Genomic DNA, 14,195 nt, shown 5'->3' with positions numbered 1-14,195 from the left:
GCACCAGCAGACTGGTAGCGCCCTTTCCATAGAACGGGGAAGGACGTTATGGACAATTTACTGGTGAAGACCGGCGGCTGGTTGCTGCTCGTATTTTTGGCATTTGTGGCGATGGTACTCGCCGCGGATGGAGGATTTGCCGTGCATATGGGCATCATCATGACCGCCTGCCTGATCGCGCTTTGGGTGACGATCAGCAAGGCAGACTATGCGGCTATCGGGCGCGGGATATTGCGAGCCCCCGCCGATCCGGGAAAATATGACGACGATCCCGTCCGCTGGGGCGTTATCGCGACTCTGTTCTGGGGCATGGCCGGTTTCGCGGTCGGTCTGTACATCGCGCTGCAACTGGCTTTTCCCGTACTCAATCTGGGGCTGGAATATACCACTTTCGGACGTTTGCGTCCGCTCCACACTTCTGCCGTTATTTTTGCTTTCGGAGGCAATGCGCTGATTGCGACGAGCTTTTACGTCGTCCAGCGCACCTGCAGGGCGAGGCTGGCCTTCCCCCGCCTCGCCCGTTTCGTTTTCTGGGGCTACCAGCTGTTCATCGTGCTGGCCGCCACCGGCTATCTGATGGGTGTTACCCAGTCGAAAGAATATGCCGAGCCGGAATGGTATGTCGATCTCTGGCTGACCATCGTCTGGGTCAGCTACGCGGTTGTCTATATCGGCACCATCGTCAAACGGTCCGAGCCGCATATCTACGTCGCCAACTGGTTTTTCCTCAGCTTCATCCTGACCGTTGCCATGCTGCACGTGGTCAATGGCCTGACCATGCCGGTCAGCCTGCTCGGCGCGAAAAGCTATAGCGCTTTCTCCGGTGTCCAGGATGCGCTCACCCAATGGTGGTACGGCCATAATGCGGTCGGATTTTTCCTGACTGCCGGTTTCCTCGGCATGATGTATTATTTTGTGCCGAAACAGGCGGAACGGCCGGTCTACAGCTACCGCTTGTCGATCATCCACTTCTGGTCGCTGATCTTCCTCTATATCTGGGCCGGTCCGCACCATCTCCATTATACCGCTCTGCCCGACTGGGCGCAGACGCTGGGCATGGTCTTCTCGATCGTTCTGTGGATGCCGAGCTGGGGTGGCATGATCAACGGCCTGATGACGCTGAACGGCGCCTGGGACAAGATCCGCACCGATCCGATCATCCGGATGATGGTCCTCGCCCTCGCCTTTTACGGCATGAGCACCTTCGAGGGCCCGATGATGTCGATCAAGGCCGTCAACAGCCTGTCGCACTATACCGACTGGACGATTGGCCATGTGCACAGCGGTGCGCTCGGCTGGAACGGCATGATCACCTTTGCCGCGCTTTATTACATGGTGCCGCGCCTCTGGGGCCATCCGCGCCTCTACAGCCTGCGCATGGTGAACTGGCATTTCTGGCTCGCGACCATCGGTATCGTTCTCTACGCCGCCTCGATGTGGGTTGCCGGCATCATGCAGGGCCTGATGTGGCGCGAATATGGTGACGACGGCTATCTCGTCTACGCCTTCAGCGAAGTCGTTTCGGCGATGTTCCCGATGTATATGATCCGCGCAACCGGCGGCCTGCTCTATCTCGCTGGCGCGGTGGTGATGGTCTACAATGTCTGGATGACGCTTGCTGGCCGGGTCCGGGATGAAAAGCCGATGACCGAAACGCCCTATGACGAAGCCGCCGACAAGCCGCTGGTCGCGGCACCGGCAGAGTGAGGGAGACAGGAACATGACCACGCTCACGCAAAAACACAAAAAGATCGAACGCAACATCACGCTGCTCGCGGTGCTTGCCCTCGTAACGGTCATGATCGGCGGCATCGTCGAGATCGCGCCGCTGTTCTGGATCGACAACACTGTCGAGGAAGTCGAAGGCATGCGACCCTACACGCCGCTCGAACAGGCCGGCCGCAACATCTACGTCCGCGAGGGTTGCTATACCTGCCACAGCCAGATGATCCGGCCGTTCCGGGACGAAGTCGAACGCTATGGCCATTACTCGCTGGCAGCGGAATCGATGTATGATCACCCTTTCCAGTGGGGTTCCAAACGCACCGGGCCGGATCTGGCGCGGGTGGGCGGACGCTATTCGGACGAATGGCATGTCCAGCATCTGAAAGATCCGCGCGCCGTCGTGCCGGAATCGATCATGCCGCCTTATGCCTTTCTCGCCGAGAAGGAACTGGCTCCCGGTGACATGAGCGCCCATTTGCGCGCCCTGACCCGGGTCGGTGTTCCCTATAGCGAGGAGGCCATCGAAAAGGCCAACGAGGATCTGGCCACCCAGGCCGACCCGATGGCCAGCTCGACCGATCTCGAAAGACGCTATCCCAAGGTCCAGGTCCGCGACTTTGACGGCAATCCTGACAAGCTGACCGAAATGGACGCGCTCGTCGCCTATCTGCAGATGATCGGCACATTGGTCGATTTCGAGGCGGGAGAAGCACAGGAGCAGCCCCGATGAACTATGAAGCGCTGCGCCATTTCGCTGACAGCTGGGGCCTGCTGTTCATGACACTGGTTTTCCTGACTTTGGTTGGCTGGACCTTCCGCCCCGGTGCCGGACGCAACCATAATGAAGCCGCCCATATGATTTTTGACGAGGACAAGAATGATGTCTGAGAAGAAACGCGTTGATCAGCCAACCGGCACTGAAACCGTCGGCCACGAATGGGACGGTATCGAGGAACTCGACACGCCGATGCCGCGCTGGTGGCTCTGGACCCTGTACGCCACCATCATCTGGGCGATCGGCTATGTCATCCTCTATCCCGCCATACCGATGCTCAATTCGGCCAGCGAAGGCCTGCTCGGCTGGACCAGTCGCGGCGAATATGCGCAGGCGGTGTCGGCCCGCGAAACGGAACTGGAGCCGATCCGGCAGGCGCTGGTATCGACCGATATCCGCAAGTTGCACGGTAGTCCGGAACTGATGCAACAGGCCGTCGAAGGCGGTCGATCTGCCTTCAAGGTCCACTGCGTGCAATGCCACGGCTCCGGTGCTGCGGGATCGAAGGGCTATCCCAATCTCAACGATGACGACTGGCTGTGGGGCGGCGATCTGGAAGCCATAGAATATACGCTGATCCACGGCATCCGTAACCCGGACCACGACCAGACGCGCTTCTCGCAAATGCCGGCCTTCGGACGTGACGGCATATTGCAGCCGGGCGAAATCCAGGATCTGGTTTCCCATGTCCGCGTCCTCGCGGGCCGGGAGAAGCAGAGCGCTGCGGCCACCCGCGGAGCGGTGCTGTTCGAAGCCAATTGCGCGATCTGCCACGGGCCCGATGGTACCGGCGACCGGACTCAGGGCGCGCCCAATCTGACCGATGCCATCAGCCTTTATGGCCTCGACCGGGCCTCGCTGACCGACACGATCACCAACAGCCGTTACGGCGTGATGCCGCGCTGGGGACAGCGACTGGACAGCGCGACCATCCGGATGCTGGCGGCCTATGTCCACTCGCTTGGCGGCGGTGAAAAGCTGCCGGCGCTGGAAAAAACGGCTGCAACGCCGGTTGAAAGCGATGGCGATGAGCAGTCCTGACGAAATTTTCGATCCGGAGCTGAAACTCTATGAATCGCGCAAGAGCGTCTTTCCCAAGGCGGTAAACGGCAAATTCCGGCGGCTGAAATGGGTGATCATGGCGATCACTCTCGCCATCTATTATGTCACGCCGTGGATCCGCTGGGACCGCGGGCCCTATGCTCCCGATCAGGCGGTGCTGGTCGATCTGGCCAACCGGCGCTTCTACATGTTCGGCATCGAGATCTGGCCGCATGAATTTTATTATGTGGCCGGCATGCTGGTCATGGCGGGTATCGGGCTCTTCCTGGTCACCTCGGCTGTCGGCCGCGCCTGGTGCGGCTATTCCTGCCCGCAAACCGTCTGGACCGACCTGTTCCAGCATGTCGAGCGCGCCATCGACGGCGACCGCAACGCCCAGTTCAAGCTGCAGGACGCGCCCTGGGGGCCGAAGAAAATCGGCAAGCGCCTCGCAAAATGGTCGGTGTGGCTGTTCATCGCCTTCTGGACCGGCGGCGCGTGGATCATGTATTTTGCCGATGCGCCGACGCTGGTCGTGGATTTCTGGACCGGTCAGGCCCCGTTTGTCGCTTATGCAACGGTCGGCGTGCTCACGCTCACCACTTTCATCTTCGGTGGCTTCATGCGCGAGCAGGTGTGCATCTACATGTGCCCCTGGCCGCGCATCCAGACCGCGATGATGGACGAAAAATCGCTGACCGTCACCTATAAGGACTGGCGCGGCGAACCGCGCGGCAGCGTGAAAAAGGCCGAGGCCCAGCCCGGCAGCTTTGGCGACTGCATCGACTGCAACCAGTGCGTCGCGGTCTGCCCGACCGGTATCGACATTCGCGAGGGGCCGCAAATCGGCTGCATCACCTGCGCCTTGTGCATCGACGCCTGTGATTCCGTGATGGAGAAGGTCAACCGCCCGCGCGGCCTGATCGACTATGCCACGCTGGAAGACGCCGAACTGGAAAAAGCCGGCAAGGCCCATAATCCGGTGCTCAAGACCTTGTTCCGGCCGCGCACCATCCTCTATTTCTCGATCTGGGGTGCTATCGGGCTGGCGATGCTGTTCGCGGTCGGCAACCGGACGCGCATCGATATCAGCGCCAACCATGACCGCAATCCGGTCTATGTCCAGCTGGCAGACGGCCATGTCCGCAACAGCTATACGATCAATCTGCGCAATATGGAGAACCGCCCGCGCGACATGATCATCGGTATGACCGAGCTCAAGGGCGCGGTGATGTGGTCCAACGCCGGATCGCGGGAAGGCGCCGGCCAGACGCTGGTCACCAAGGTTCCGGCCGACAGCGTCGCGAGACTGCGGCTCTATGTCGCCGCTCCGGGTGACGGACCGGTGCGGGAGGATTTCGCGCTGACGGTAACCGCTGCGGACGACCCGGAAGCGAACGATATTGACGAAGTGTTTTTCGAAAGACCGGAGACAGGCGAATGACCAAGCAAGGCCATGTGGTGAAGAAGTTCACCGGCTATCATGCCGCAGCGATAATCATTGCCTTTTTCGCGGTGGTCGTGGGTGTAAACCTGTTCATGGCGCGTTTCGCCCTGTCGACGTTCAGCGGCACGGTTGTCGACAACAGCTATGTCGCCAGCCAGAAATATAACGACTGGCTGGAACAGGCGCGCAATCAGAAGGAGCATGGCTGGACCGTGTCTCCTGCCCTGCGCGAGGCCGACAAGGCGAGCATTACGATCACGACAGCTGACGGCATGCCCCTGCTGGGAGCGGCGATGGAGGCTATCGCGGAACATCCTGTTGGTCGGGCCGATCCGTTCGAGATTAGCTTCACCCAGACCGCCACTGGCGAATATCGCAGCGTCCAGCCGCTGCCCGAGGGCCGCTGGAAGCTGAAGATCATCATCTCTCTTGATGACCAGAATATGCGCGTGGTTCGGGATATCTGGTGAACGCGATCACGCCCCTCGGCGATGCACAATCGCAATCGGTTGTCTCGCGCTTTGCCGTACCGGCGATCCGCTGCGCCGGCTGCATCGCCAAGATCGAGAACGGCCTGAGCGGCGTGCCGGGCATCCTGTCGTCTCGCGTCAATTTCTCGACCAAGCAGGTGGCCATTTCGCATCTGCCCGAGCTGGATGACGACCAGCTGAAAAAACAAATCGAGGCGCTCGGGTTCGAAGCCCAGATTCTCGCGGACAATCCCCTCTCCGAGGAGAAGGGCAGCACCGACAAATTGATCCGCGCACTCGCCGTCGCCGGTTTCGGTATGATGAATATCATGCTGCTGTCGGTCAGTGTCTGGTCCGGCGCAACCGGCGTGACCCGCGATCTGTTCCACTGGCTCTCCGCCCTTATCGCCATTCCGGTGATCGCTTATTCTGGACGCCCGTTTTTTGCCTCCGCAACCATGGCGCTGCGCTACGGCCGGACCAATATGGATGTGCCGATTTCAATCGGCATATTGCTGGCCACCGGCCTGAGCCTATACGAGACCGCCACCGGCGGGGCCCATGCTTATTTCGACGGCGCGGTGATGCTGCTGTTTTTCCTGCTCGCCGGGCGGGTTCTGGACGGCATGATGCGCGACCGCGCGCGCGAAGGCATTGGCGCATTGCTGAAACAGGCCGCCCCGGGCGCCATGGTGGTGACGGACGATGGCACAACGAACTGGGTCGCCACCAGGGACCTGCGTCCGGATATGCGGATGATGGTGGCCGCGGGCGGCAATCTCGCGGCCGACGGTGTGATCGAAAAGGGATCGAGCAGCTTCGACTGTTCGCTGATGACCGGCGAGAGCGAACCGCAGCCGAAAGGCGAAGGCGACATCGTGCTCGCCGGAACGCTGAACCTTTCGTCGCCCGTTGTCGTGCGGGTCACGGCAACCGGAGAAGACACGAGCGTTGCGGATATCGCCCGGCTGATGGACGAAGCCGGCCAGCACCGTTCCTTCTATGTGCGTGTCGCCGACCGGGCGGCGCGCTATTATGCGCCCGCTGTCCATAGCCTGGCGCTGCTCGCCTTTGCCTACTGGATGATTGTCGGAGCGGGCTGGCACCAGTCGCTGCTGATCGCGGTCGCCGTGCTGATCATCACTTGCCCATGCGCGCTCGGCCTCGCGGTCCCGGCGGCGCAGGTCGTGGCTTCGGGGGCGTTGCTACGCAAGGGCGTGATGGTCAAGGACGGCAGCGCGCTGGAACGGCTGGCAGAGGTCGATTACGCGCTGTTTGACAAGACCGGGACGCTGACCCTCGGTCATCCGGTACCGGTCAATCTCGATGATCTGAACCTCACCCAGAAACAGATTGCGCTTGCCCTGTCCCAGGCCAGCCATCATCCGATCAGCAAGGCCATCCGCGCGGCCTTGCTGGCACAGGATATTACGCCGGCCATGCTGGATCGCGTAGAAGAACTGCCGGGCGAAGGCATGAGCGCTTGCTGGCATGGCATGCCCGTCATGCTCGGAAAACCGGAACAGTCGGAAGATCATCTGGCCAGCCAGCTGAGCGTCGGCAGCGATAAAATCGTGCTCCAGCTGAAGGACGAAATCCGGCCGGAGGCCCCGGAAGCGCTGGCAAGATTACAGGCGATGGGACTGCCCGCGTCGATCATATCCGGCGACAATATCCGTTCCGTATCGCTCGTTGCAACCGCTCTGGACATTCCGGCACAGGCCGGGGCGTCCCCCCAGGACAAGGTCGAGGCCATTACCGGGCTGGCCGCCAGCGGCCACAAGGTGCTGATGGTGGGTGATGGCCTGAACGACGGCCCTGCCCTCGCCGCAGCCCATGTCTCGATCGCGCCCGGCTCGGCCAGCGATGTCGGCCAGCAGGCCGCCGACGCCGTCTTTACCAGCGAATCGCTGATGCCGGTGGCGCTGTCGGTCAAGGTCGCGCGCCGCACGATGCAGATCGTCCACCAGAATTTTGCCCTGGCCATCGGCTATAATATCATTGCCGTGCCGCTGGCCCTGACCGGCATGGTGACGCCGCTGATCGCCGCCATCGCGATGTCACTTTCGTCATTGATCGTCGTCGGCAACGCGCTGCGCCTGAACGGGGCGGCGAAATGAGCGGTCTCGCCATCCTGATCCCGGTTGCCCTGCTGATGGGACTGTGCGGTCTGGCTTTCTTCTTCTGGGCGATGCGCAACGATCAGTTCGAGGATCTCGACGGCGCGGCCCAGCGCGTATTGATCGACGAGGAAGAGGAACCGTCATGATCGATCGTGTCAGAAGGTCCAGGCTCAGTCGGCTGCTGATTGCGGTCATCGCGCTGCCGATGGCCGCCATGCCCCTCGCGGCCAATACGGACGTGATGACAATCCAGCTATGTTCGGCCGACGGCGCGGTACGCGATATTTCCATCCCGGTCGAGAGGGACGACAGCCGGACAGATTGCGCCAAGCCATGCCATGCCTGCCTTTCGCGCAAGAAAGCTCCGAAAAGCTGAGCTCAGCTTTCCTTGTCTATATTGGGATCCTCGGCGCGTTCAGCGGCAAAACCGATCCGCAAAGCCTCGGCCAGACTGCGCACCCGCAATTTTTCCATCATATTGGCGCGGTAGATTTCGACCGTTCGCGGTGAGATACCCAGATCATAGGCGATGGTCTTGTTGGGGAGGCCGGCCAGCAGGCCATCGAGCACATCCTGTTCCCTTCCGGTGAGACAGGCCAGCCGGACTTTCGCTTCGGAAGCAGCCATTTCCTTCAGATTGCTGTCTTCCAGTCGCACGAATGCCTCTTCCATGGCCGCGATCAGGGCTTCCTTTTCATAGGGTTTCTCGAGGAAATTGACCGCTCCGGCGCGCATCGCCTGGACCGCGATTTCGATATCGCCATGGCCGGTCAGGATCACCACCGGCATGTCGATGCCGTCCTTGATCATCTGCTGCTGCACCTGCAGACCGTCCATTTCCGGCATCCGCACGTCAAGCAACACACAGCCCCGCTCGGCGCCCTTGGCGATCTTCAGAAAGGCAACGCCGGACTCGACCGGCTCGACCTTGAACCCCGCGTGTCGCAACATGAACGCCGCCGATCGCCGCACGGAATCATCATCATCGACAATATAGACCAGCCGCTCAATGCTCATCATTCTGCTCCTGCTCCGCTTTTTCCAATGTGATCCGGAAAATCGTGCCGCCTTCGGGATTGGGCTCGACACCGATTGTTCCGCCATGCGCCTCGATGATCGTCCGGCATATCGAGAGGCCCAGTCCCATGCCCGTGCCCTTGGTGCTGGCGAAGGGATCGAAAATCCGCTCCCCCAGTTCCTGGTCGATACCGGAGCCGCTATCCGACACGGCAATTTCCAGCCTCTCGTCATCGATCGATTTGACGCCGATGTGCAGCTTCTTCTCGGCGCTGTCGGCCATGGCCTCGATGCCGTTGCGCATCAGATTGACCATTACCTGCTGGATCTGCACGCGATCGACAAAGACATTATGGGCATCGGGCGCGATGTCGATCGAGAATTTAACGCCCCGCTCCTGCGCACCGATCATGCCGAGCACGGTGGCGTCCTGCACCACCTGAGAGATCGACAGGACCCGCCGGTTGATCTCGCCCCGCGAAACAAATTCCCGCAGTCGCCGGACAATCGTCCCGGCCCGCAGGCTCTCGGACACGCTTTCCTGCAACGCCTCCTGGAAAAATTCCCGGTTCTCGGCCAAGTCACCATCCATCATGTCGCGCGCTGCCGACAGATAGTTGGCTATCGCCGTCAGCGGCTGGTTGATTTCATGCGCCAGCGCTGACGCCAAAGTCCCGACCGCGCTAAGGCGCGAGGCATGGGCCAGATCCTGCTGCAGCGACTGCAGTTCCGCCTCGGTCTGTTTCTTTTCGGTCAGGTCGATGATGAAACCGGTAAAATAGCGTTCGTCGCCAATCTTCGCCTCGCCCACTTCCAGTTGCAGCGGGAAAGTCGTGCCGTCTTTCCGGCAACCGACCACCGTCCGGCCGATGCCGATGATCCGCTTCTCGTCGGTCCGGATATAGCGCTCGATATAGCCGTCATGCGCCGCCCGATAGGGCTCCGGCATCAGAATCTTGACATTGCGCCCGATGATTTCTTCCTGCTCATAGCCGAACATTTTTTCCGCCGTGGAGCTAAACGAACTGATCAGCCCGTCCTCATCGATCACCACCATCGCGTCGGGGATGGTGGTCAGGATCGACCGCAGGATCGAATTGGCCTGGTCCAGCTTGCTCTCGGTGCTCCGCAGCGCGGTTACGTCTTGGAAAGAGACCATGACCGCGTCGATATCGCCCTTCGGAGTGGCCAGCGCCGCGATATTGCATTCCGCAAATATCAGCCGGCCGTCCGGAAGCTGCAGATGCACATCAAACGGGTCAATCGCGCTGGATTCAAAGGCACGATCCATCCTGCTCTCGAACAGCGGGCGATGGTCCGGTGCCACGCAGGTGGCCGGCGCTCCGTCCGGCAGATCGGCAAGACTGCTCACGCCGAATATCTTCAGCCCGACCGCGCTGCAATTGATGGGCTGCATATTCCGATCGACGATCATGACGCAATTCGGAAGGGCGGACAGAAGGGAATCCGGATGCAATGCCCGGCCCGTGCCATGAACGATCGTTTCGCGCACCTGTATTGTCTATCCCTCGACTGCTCATTCGCTGCTTGCGAACCGGGGGACCCTACACAAAATACAGGATTTGCCATAAGAAAATTTGCTCTGGCCGGGGCTGGACTTCTATCCATTCAGTGCGAAACGACCAGAGGAATATCGCAATCCTTGAGCAGATTGCGTGTTACCCCACCGAACAGGAATTCTCTCGCGCGGCTATGGCCATAGGCACCCATGACAATATATTCCGCCTTCACCTTTTTTGCTTCGGTCACCAGCGTGACATCAACCCGCTCGCTGCCGGGTGGTGGCGCGTGAATTTCGGACTTGATGCCATGATAGGCAAGATATTCCGACGCTGCGAGCTGCGGCAGATCATGGTCCTTGTCTTCCTCAACTGTCAGAATATGGACATCGCTCGCCATTTTCAGCAGTGGCACCGCGGCACGCAGCGCGTTACCGGCCTCGAAACTGCCGTTCCAGGCGACCAGCGCCGGGCCGCAGGCGTCAAACTTCTTCACATTGTCGGGCTGGACCACGACAGGTGCCGTCGCGTTGAACAACACGTCGCCCAATATGCCGAGCGGCAGCGCATTTTCCTTATCCCCACCGGCTGAGCTCAGGACGATGATATCGACCAGCGCGGAATTTTTCGACAGACCGCGCGAAGGATCGATATTCTCTTCCCGATAATCCCAGGAGACATCTTCGCCAGCCAGTCTTTTTTCAATCTCGGCGCGGAGCTTCTTGTCCAGTTCCCGGGTCATTTCGCTCACATCATACATCACCGACATGCCGGTAACGCCGTCGAAGGCGACCTGCGAACTATAAGGGTTGGCGCGCAGACAGTGGAGATGGCCACCAAGCGAGCGGGTCAGATCGAGCGCCGCCTGAAGCCGGGCCTCAAGGCCCACGTCATCGGCAATATATAGCAGAACGGATTTCATAAACTGTCTCCTGTTTCCCAGTCATTCGTTTTAGTGGAATGTCTTGGTGAGGAGCGTAGCGGTAGCCGGTCGGAGCCTGTATACGGGTTTATACGGATGGAAGCCCTCGGCTCAGTCCCCGGCCGCACCATGGGCGGCGATTTTCTTCAGCCAGCGGGAGCGGTGCCGGTCGCTGCTGTCCACATTGCCGATCAGCGAAGTGGTGACCGGGGAGATGCCGGTCAGCTTCAGGATGTTGCGTTCGAAACTGCGAACGCTGTGCGCAGCAAAATAGGCGCGGTAGAACAATGCCGGCATGCCCATGCTGACGATCAGCCGCGCCGAGCGGCCACGCAGCAGTTTCCGGGGCAATTGCTTGCTGCCTTCCTCGCCATAGTCGAGCGCGAAATTGGGGCGGAAAGCCTGTTCGATAAATGCCTTGAGCAAGGCGGGCATGTCCCCCATCCAAAGCGGATAGTAAAAGACGATATGCTCTGCCCATTTGATCGCGTCCTGACCCGGCCGGACCGCGTCGGGCACATCCTCTTCGAGCCATTGCTTGCGGCTTTCGAGAATTGGAATATTCTGGCCGGCCAGCCGGATCACTCGCACATCATGACCGGCTTCGCTGGCGGCATCGGCATAAGCGGACACAATAGCATGGCCAAAACGGCCGGGGCTAGGGTCCGGGTGGCCGTCGATGACCGCGATGCGGGTCATGGCACCGCCACTTCGGTTGCCAAGTCGACAGGGGTTTGCCACTGGAATGCGGCGATCAGTTCCATTATCGCCTCCTGCGCGGCGGTATCAATCTCCTGGGGATAGGAAGCTGTCAACCGCGCGTCCCAATAGCCATAGTCCAGCGCAGTTACGCTGAAATGCCAAGGCACGGTGTCCTTGTCGCCGTCGAAAATTCCCTGATAGGCCGTGATGTCGGGACGTCCGGAAACGAAATAGTCGCCTTCGGAAACCACAGCAGCGCTTGAATATTGCGACAGCAGATCCGGCTTGACGATCTGATAATGGTCCTGCGCGTTCAGCTCTTCAAGATGGATGATCGCGATCCTGATTTCGATTTCATGGCCTTCGAAGTCGCGCAAATAACCGATCTCGAAATTATTGCCTGAAAAATCGGTTGTCATCTCACACTGGCGGCGAAATCCGGCGATAGCAGCCGGAAATATAAAGCCGCTTTCCTTGTGGATGATCGAGCCCGGTTCCTTATAGGGTGCGAACGGGTCAAACAGCGGCGCAGATCCGATCACACATTCCGCTGCCGCAGGACTGCTCGCAAGGATCAGCGCCAGCGCCGCCGCCGGAATTAATCCGGCCATCTTCAATTTTGTCAGCATTTCATTTCCCCTGCCTTCGGATTGCCTGTCTATTCGTGACAGCTGACGACGCGGAACGGCAGTTCGCTGCCATCGGTTTCCGTAATCGTCAGATATTCGCCGACTTTCAGCGGATGGTCCTTGAGCCGGAAAATGCTCTCATCATCCTCGTCGCCAAGCTTGTAGGAAAAGACCCATCCTTTGGGTGAAGCAATCACGACACCGTTCTGATCAGCCTCACCGGGCCAGAACCGGCGCACGACAGGGCGTTTTTCAGCCTTCTTTAGCGCTTCCGGTTCGATAAAACCCTCGTCGTCCAGGGGGACGCGAAAGACATATGCATGGGCTGACGAGCCATCGGGATGGTCAGCGGTTCTTGCCAGTTCAAGGCGGATTGTTTTCCAGGTCATGCAGCCTGTCTGAACCGGTTATACTGTCCGCGCGATACGCAATATTGCGTAGTTCGAGGGGTGATTTACGCCGGCAGCGCGTGGACGTGAACATCGTGGGCAGAATGGACGGACAACAGTTCGACCGCCTTTATCTCATCCTTCTCGTCCCGCGTTCGCACCCAGAGCAACAGGCCACCCTTTTCCAGCTGGCCGGCGATATAGTCGGCATGGTGCTTCTGGATGAAGCGCGCCAGTGCAATACCAATAGCGGTTCCCGATCCGCCAAGCGCGAGCGCTGCCAGTGCTGCAGCCAGAGCGCCGCCCGAAGCCACGAGCACGATCCCGGCAAAGGCGCCGACATAGAGCAGGCTGCCGATCACCGCCCCCTCGGCATCGCCGATGGTTTCGACCGGTATATAGGCTTTTGACATCACCTCCGGGTCATCTTCGATGTCAGCGACCGATCGCAAGCGGTGGCCAAGCTTTTCCTCGACCGCTGAAACCGGTGCGAGCACGCTAATCTCCGCGCGATCAAAACCGTGGGTCAGCAGATCATCGATCGCTGCCTGCAAATGCTCTTCGCTGTCGAATATGCCGACCGCTTCCCTGATTTGGGATGCGTCCGATCCACCCATAGACATGTTGCTCAGGCCACGTCGGTCAAACGCAGATAGGGCCGCAATTCGTCCCAACCCTGAGGAAAGAGCTTTTCGGCCTCGTCATTGGCGATTGATGGCGGGATGATGACCTTGTCGCCGCGACGCCAGTCTGCCGGCGTGGCAATGCGTTTCGCATCCGATAGTTGCAGCGCGTCAATCACGCGCAATATCTCGTCAAAATTGCGACCGACGCTCATCGGATAGGTCATCGTCAGGCGGATTTTCTTGTCCGGATCGATGATGAACACCGAACGCACCGCTGCGGTATCGCTTTCTTCGGGATGGATCATGTCATAGAGTCTCGCGATCCTGTGATCCGGATCGGCGACGATCGGAAATTCGAGATTGGTATGCTGTGTCGCGTTGACATCGGCGATCCATTTCAGATGTTCGGCCGCCGTGTCCGTCGACAGACCGAGCGGCTTCGTGTTGCGCGCTGCGAACTTGTCCGCCAGCTGGGCCGTCCGGCCCATCTCGGTCGTACATACCGGGGTGAAATCGGCCGGATGGCTGAAGAAGAAAACCCAGCTGTCCCCTGCCCATTCATGGAAATTGATCGTGCCTGCCGTGCTGTCCGTCGTGAAGTCGGGAGCGGTGTCGCCAATATGTAATGCCATCTGTCGTTCCTTCGCAATCATTCTAGAAATTGCGTCTTCATAAGACCTCTCTTCTGGTGAAAAACTCCGTAAAGCTACGTAAATCAGGCAATTTCCGGCTTTTCAGCCCGTTCGCACGCTGCAGATTGGTCGGCGATTGCGCTCTTTCCTACACCTAACCAAATAGGTTATATTTTC

Annotated in this window: 17 protein-coding genes; 9 read left to right on the top strand and 8 right to left on the bottom strand. The window is 59.7% G+C overall.

Annotated features, from left to right (window positions below):
• Positions 1-48 precede the first annotated feature (48 nt).
• Genes ccoN through CHN51_RS12840 form a run of 9 tightly spaced genes read left to right on the top strand, consistent with a single transcriptional unit; the run spans position 49 to position 7,957 of the window.
• Positions 49-1,707, top strand: coding sequence for a cytochrome-c oxidase, cbb3-type subunit I (gene ccoN / locus CHN51_RS12880; RefSeq protein ID WP_100094382.1), 1,659 nt, complete (start codon positions 49-51; stop codon positions 1,705-1,707).
• A 13-nt stretch (positions 1,708-1,720) separates the two neighbouring features.
• Positions 1,721-2,455 (top strand): cytochrome-c oxidase, cbb3-type subunit II, encoded by a 735-nt coding sequence (ccoO, locus tag CHN51_RS12875; RefSeq protein WP_100094381.1) that lies wholly within the window; start codon positions 1,721-1,723, stop codon positions 2,453-2,455.
• Positions 2,452-2,613 (top strand): cbb3-type cytochrome c oxidase subunit 3, encoded by a 162-nt coding sequence (locus CHN51_RS12870; RefSeq protein ID WP_100094380.1) that lies wholly within the window; start codon positions 2,452-2,454, stop codon positions 2,611-2,613. The genes ccoO and CHN51_RS12870 overlap by 4 nt, the downstream gene beginning before the upstream one ends.
• The gene (ccoP, locus tag CHN51_RS12865; RefSeq protein ID WP_100094379.1) at positions 2,606-3,541 is read left to right on the top strand and encodes a cytochrome-c oxidase, cbb3-type subunit III; all 936 of its coding nucleotides are present in this window, start codon (positions 2,606-2,608) and stop codon (positions 3,539-3,541) included. The genes CHN51_RS12870 and ccoP overlap by 8 nt, the downstream gene beginning before the upstream one ends.
• Positions 3,528-4,985: a cytochrome c oxidase accessory protein CcoG gene (gene ccoG / locus CHN51_RS12860; protein ID WP_100095624.1), complete on the top strand. Its 1,458-nt coding sequence runs from the start codon at positions 3,528-3,530 to the stop codon at positions 4,983-4,985. Before ccoP ends, ccoG begins: the two co-directional genes overlap by 14 nt.
• A complete protein-coding gene (locus CHN51_RS12855; RefSeq protein WP_100094378.1) occupies positions 4,982-5,458 on the top strand; it encodes a FixH family protein in 477 nt (158 codons plus the stop codon). Before ccoG ends, CHN51_RS12855 begins: the two co-directional genes overlap by 4 nt.
• Positions 5,455-7,578 (top strand): heavy metal translocating P-type ATPase, encoded by a 2,124-nt coding sequence (locus CHN51_RS12850; protein ID WP_100094377.1) that lies wholly within the window; start codon positions 5,455-5,457, stop codon positions 7,576-7,578. Before CHN51_RS12855 ends, CHN51_RS12850 begins: the two co-directional genes overlap by 4 nt.
• The gene (gene ccoS / locus CHN51_RS12845; protein WP_100094376.1) at positions 7,575-7,727 is read left to right on the top strand and encodes a cbb3-type cytochrome oxidase assembly protein CcoS; all 153 of its coding nucleotides are present in this window, start codon (positions 7,575-7,577) and stop codon (positions 7,725-7,727) included. The genes CHN51_RS12850 and ccoS overlap by 4 nt, the downstream gene beginning before the upstream one ends.
• The gene (locus CHN51_RS12840; RefSeq protein WP_100094375.1) at positions 7,724-7,957 is read left to right on the top strand and encodes a hypothetical protein; all 234 of its coding nucleotides are present in this window, start codon (positions 7,724-7,726) and stop codon (positions 7,955-7,957) included. The genes ccoS and CHN51_RS12840 overlap by 4 nt, the downstream gene beginning before the upstream one ends.
• Positions 7,958-7,959: 2 nt before the next feature.
• Here the strand turns inward: CHN51_RS12840 and CHN51_RS12835 are convergent, their stop codons facing one another.
• The 8 genes from CHN51_RS12835 to CHN51_RS12800 all read right to left on the bottom strand — a co-directional run bounded on the left by CHN51_RS12835 (position 7,960) and on the right by CHN51_RS12800 (position 14,018).
• Positions 7,960-8,598, bottom strand: a complete 639-nt coding sequence (locus tag CHN51_RS12835) for a response regulator (protein WP_100094374.1) — start codon at positions 8,596-8,598, stop codon at positions 7,960-7,962.
• Positions 8,588-10,111: a PAS domain S-box protein gene (locus CHN51_RS12830; protein WP_100094373.1), complete on the bottom strand. Its 1,524-nt coding sequence runs from the start codon at positions 10,109-10,111 to the stop codon at positions 8,588-8,590. Before CHN51_RS12830 ends, CHN51_RS12835 begins: the two co-directional genes overlap by 11 nt.
• 116 nt (positions 10,112-10,227) lie before the next feature.
• The gene (locus tag CHN51_RS12825; RefSeq protein ID WP_100094372.1) at positions 10,228-11,040 is read right to left on the bottom strand and encodes a universal stress protein; all 813 of its coding nucleotides are present in this window, start codon (positions 11,038-11,040) and stop codon (positions 10,228-10,230) included.
• 111 nt (positions 11,041-11,151) lie between these two features.
• Positions 11,152-11,739 carry an NAD(P)H-dependent oxidoreductase gene (locus CHN51_RS12820; protein ID WP_100094371.1) on the bottom strand — a complete coding sequence of 196 codons (588 nt, stop codon included), beginning with the start codon at positions 11,737-11,739 and terminating at the stop codon, positions 11,152-11,154.
• Entirely contained in the window at positions 11,736-12,371 is a 636-nt protein-coding gene (locus CHN51_RS12815) for a hypothetical protein (protein WP_100094370.1), read from the bottom strand. The genes CHN51_RS12820 and CHN51_RS12815 overlap by 4 nt, the downstream gene beginning before the upstream one ends.
• Positions 12,372-12,400: 29 nt before the next feature.
• Positions 12,401-12,760 (bottom strand): hypothetical protein, encoded by a 360-nt coding sequence (locus CHN51_RS12810; RefSeq protein WP_100094369.1) that lies wholly within the window; start codon positions 12,758-12,760, stop codon positions 12,401-12,403.
• Between the two features lie 65 nt (positions 12,761-12,825).
• Positions 12,826-13,377, bottom strand: a complete 552-nt coding sequence (locus CHN51_RS12805; RefSeq protein ID WP_240616721.1) for a general stress protein — start codon at positions 13,375-13,377, stop codon at positions 12,826-12,828.
• A gap of 11 nt (positions 13,378-13,388) precedes the next feature.
• A complete protein-coding gene (locus tag CHN51_RS12800) occupies positions 13,389-14,018 on the bottom strand; it encodes a peroxiredoxin (protein ID WP_100095623.1) in 630 nt (209 codons plus the stop codon).
• Positions 14,019-14,195 lie beyond the last annotated feature (177 nt).

Source organism: Sphingorhabdus sp. YGSMI21 (assembly GCF_002776575.1).
Taxonomy (GTDB): domain Bacteria; phylum Pseudomonadota; class Alphaproteobacteria; order Sphingomonadales; family Sphingomonadaceae; genus Parasphingorhabdus.
The sequence above is the reverse complement of the archived record's forward strand: the minus strand, read 5'-3'. Positions and strand labels throughout refer to the sequence as shown.

What these genes read in the sequence shown, in the direction of transcription:
- CHN51_RS12800 (WP_100095623.1), bottom strand. Translation starts at nt 14,018, where the DNA reads ATGGCATTACATATTGGCGACACCGCTCCCGACTTCACGACGGACAGC.
- CHN51_RS12840 (WP_100094375.1), top strand. Translation starts at nt 7,724, where the DNA reads ATGATCGATCGTGTCAGAAGGTCCAGGCTCAGTCGGCTGCTGATTGCG.
- CHN51_RS12805 (WP_240616721.1), bottom strand. Translation starts at nt 13,377, where the DNA reads ATGGGTGGATCGGACGCATCCCAAATCAGGGAAGCGGTCGGCATATTC.
- ccoG (WP_100095624.1), top strand. Translation starts at nt 3,528, where the DNA reads ATGAGCAGTCCTGACGAAATTTTCGATCCGGAGCTGAAACTCTATGAA.
- CHN51_RS12825 (WP_100094372.1), bottom strand. Translation starts at nt 11,040, where the DNA reads ATGAAATCCGTTCTGCTATATATTGCCGATGACGTGGGCCTTGAGGCC.
- CHN51_RS12810 (WP_100094369.1), bottom strand. Translation starts at nt 12,760, where the DNA reads ATGACCTGGAAAACAATCCGCCTTGAACTGGCAAGAACCGCTGACCAT.
- CHN51_RS12870 (WP_100094380.1), top strand. Translation starts at nt 2,452, where the DNA reads ATGAACTATGAAGCGCTGCGCCATTTCGCTGACAGCTGGGGCCTGCTG.
- ccoP (WP_100094379.1), top strand. Translation starts at nt 2,606, where the DNA reads ATGTCTGAGAAGAAACGCGTTGATCAGCCAACCGGCACTGAAACCGTC.
- CHN51_RS12820 (WP_100094371.1), bottom strand. Translation starts at nt 11,739, where the DNA reads ATGACCCGCATCGCGGTCATCGACGGCCACCCGGACCCTAGCCCCGGC.
- CHN51_RS12835 (WP_100094374.1), bottom strand. Translation starts at nt 8,598, where the DNA reads ATGAGCATTGAGCGGCTGGTCTATATTGTCGATGATGATGATTCCGTG.
- CHN51_RS12855 (WP_100094378.1), top strand. Translation starts at nt 4,982, where the DNA reads ATGACCAAGCAAGGCCATGTGGTGAAGAAGTTCACCGGCTATCATGCC.
- ccoN (WP_100094382.1), top strand. Translation starts at nt 49, where the DNA reads ATGGACAATTTACTGGTGAAGACCGGCGGCTGGTTGCTGCTCGTATTT.
- ccoS (WP_100094376.1), top strand. Translation starts at nt 7,575, where the DNA reads ATGAGCGGTCTCGCCATCCTGATCCCGGTTGCCCTGCTGATGGGACTG.
- CHN51_RS12815 (WP_100094370.1), bottom strand. Translation starts at nt 12,371, where the DNA reads ATGCTGACAAAATTGAAGATGGCCGGATTAATTCCGGCGGCGGCGCTG.
- ccoO (WP_100094381.1), top strand. Translation starts at nt 1,721, where the DNA reads ATGACCACGCTCACGCAAAAACACAAAAAGATCGAACGCAACATCACG.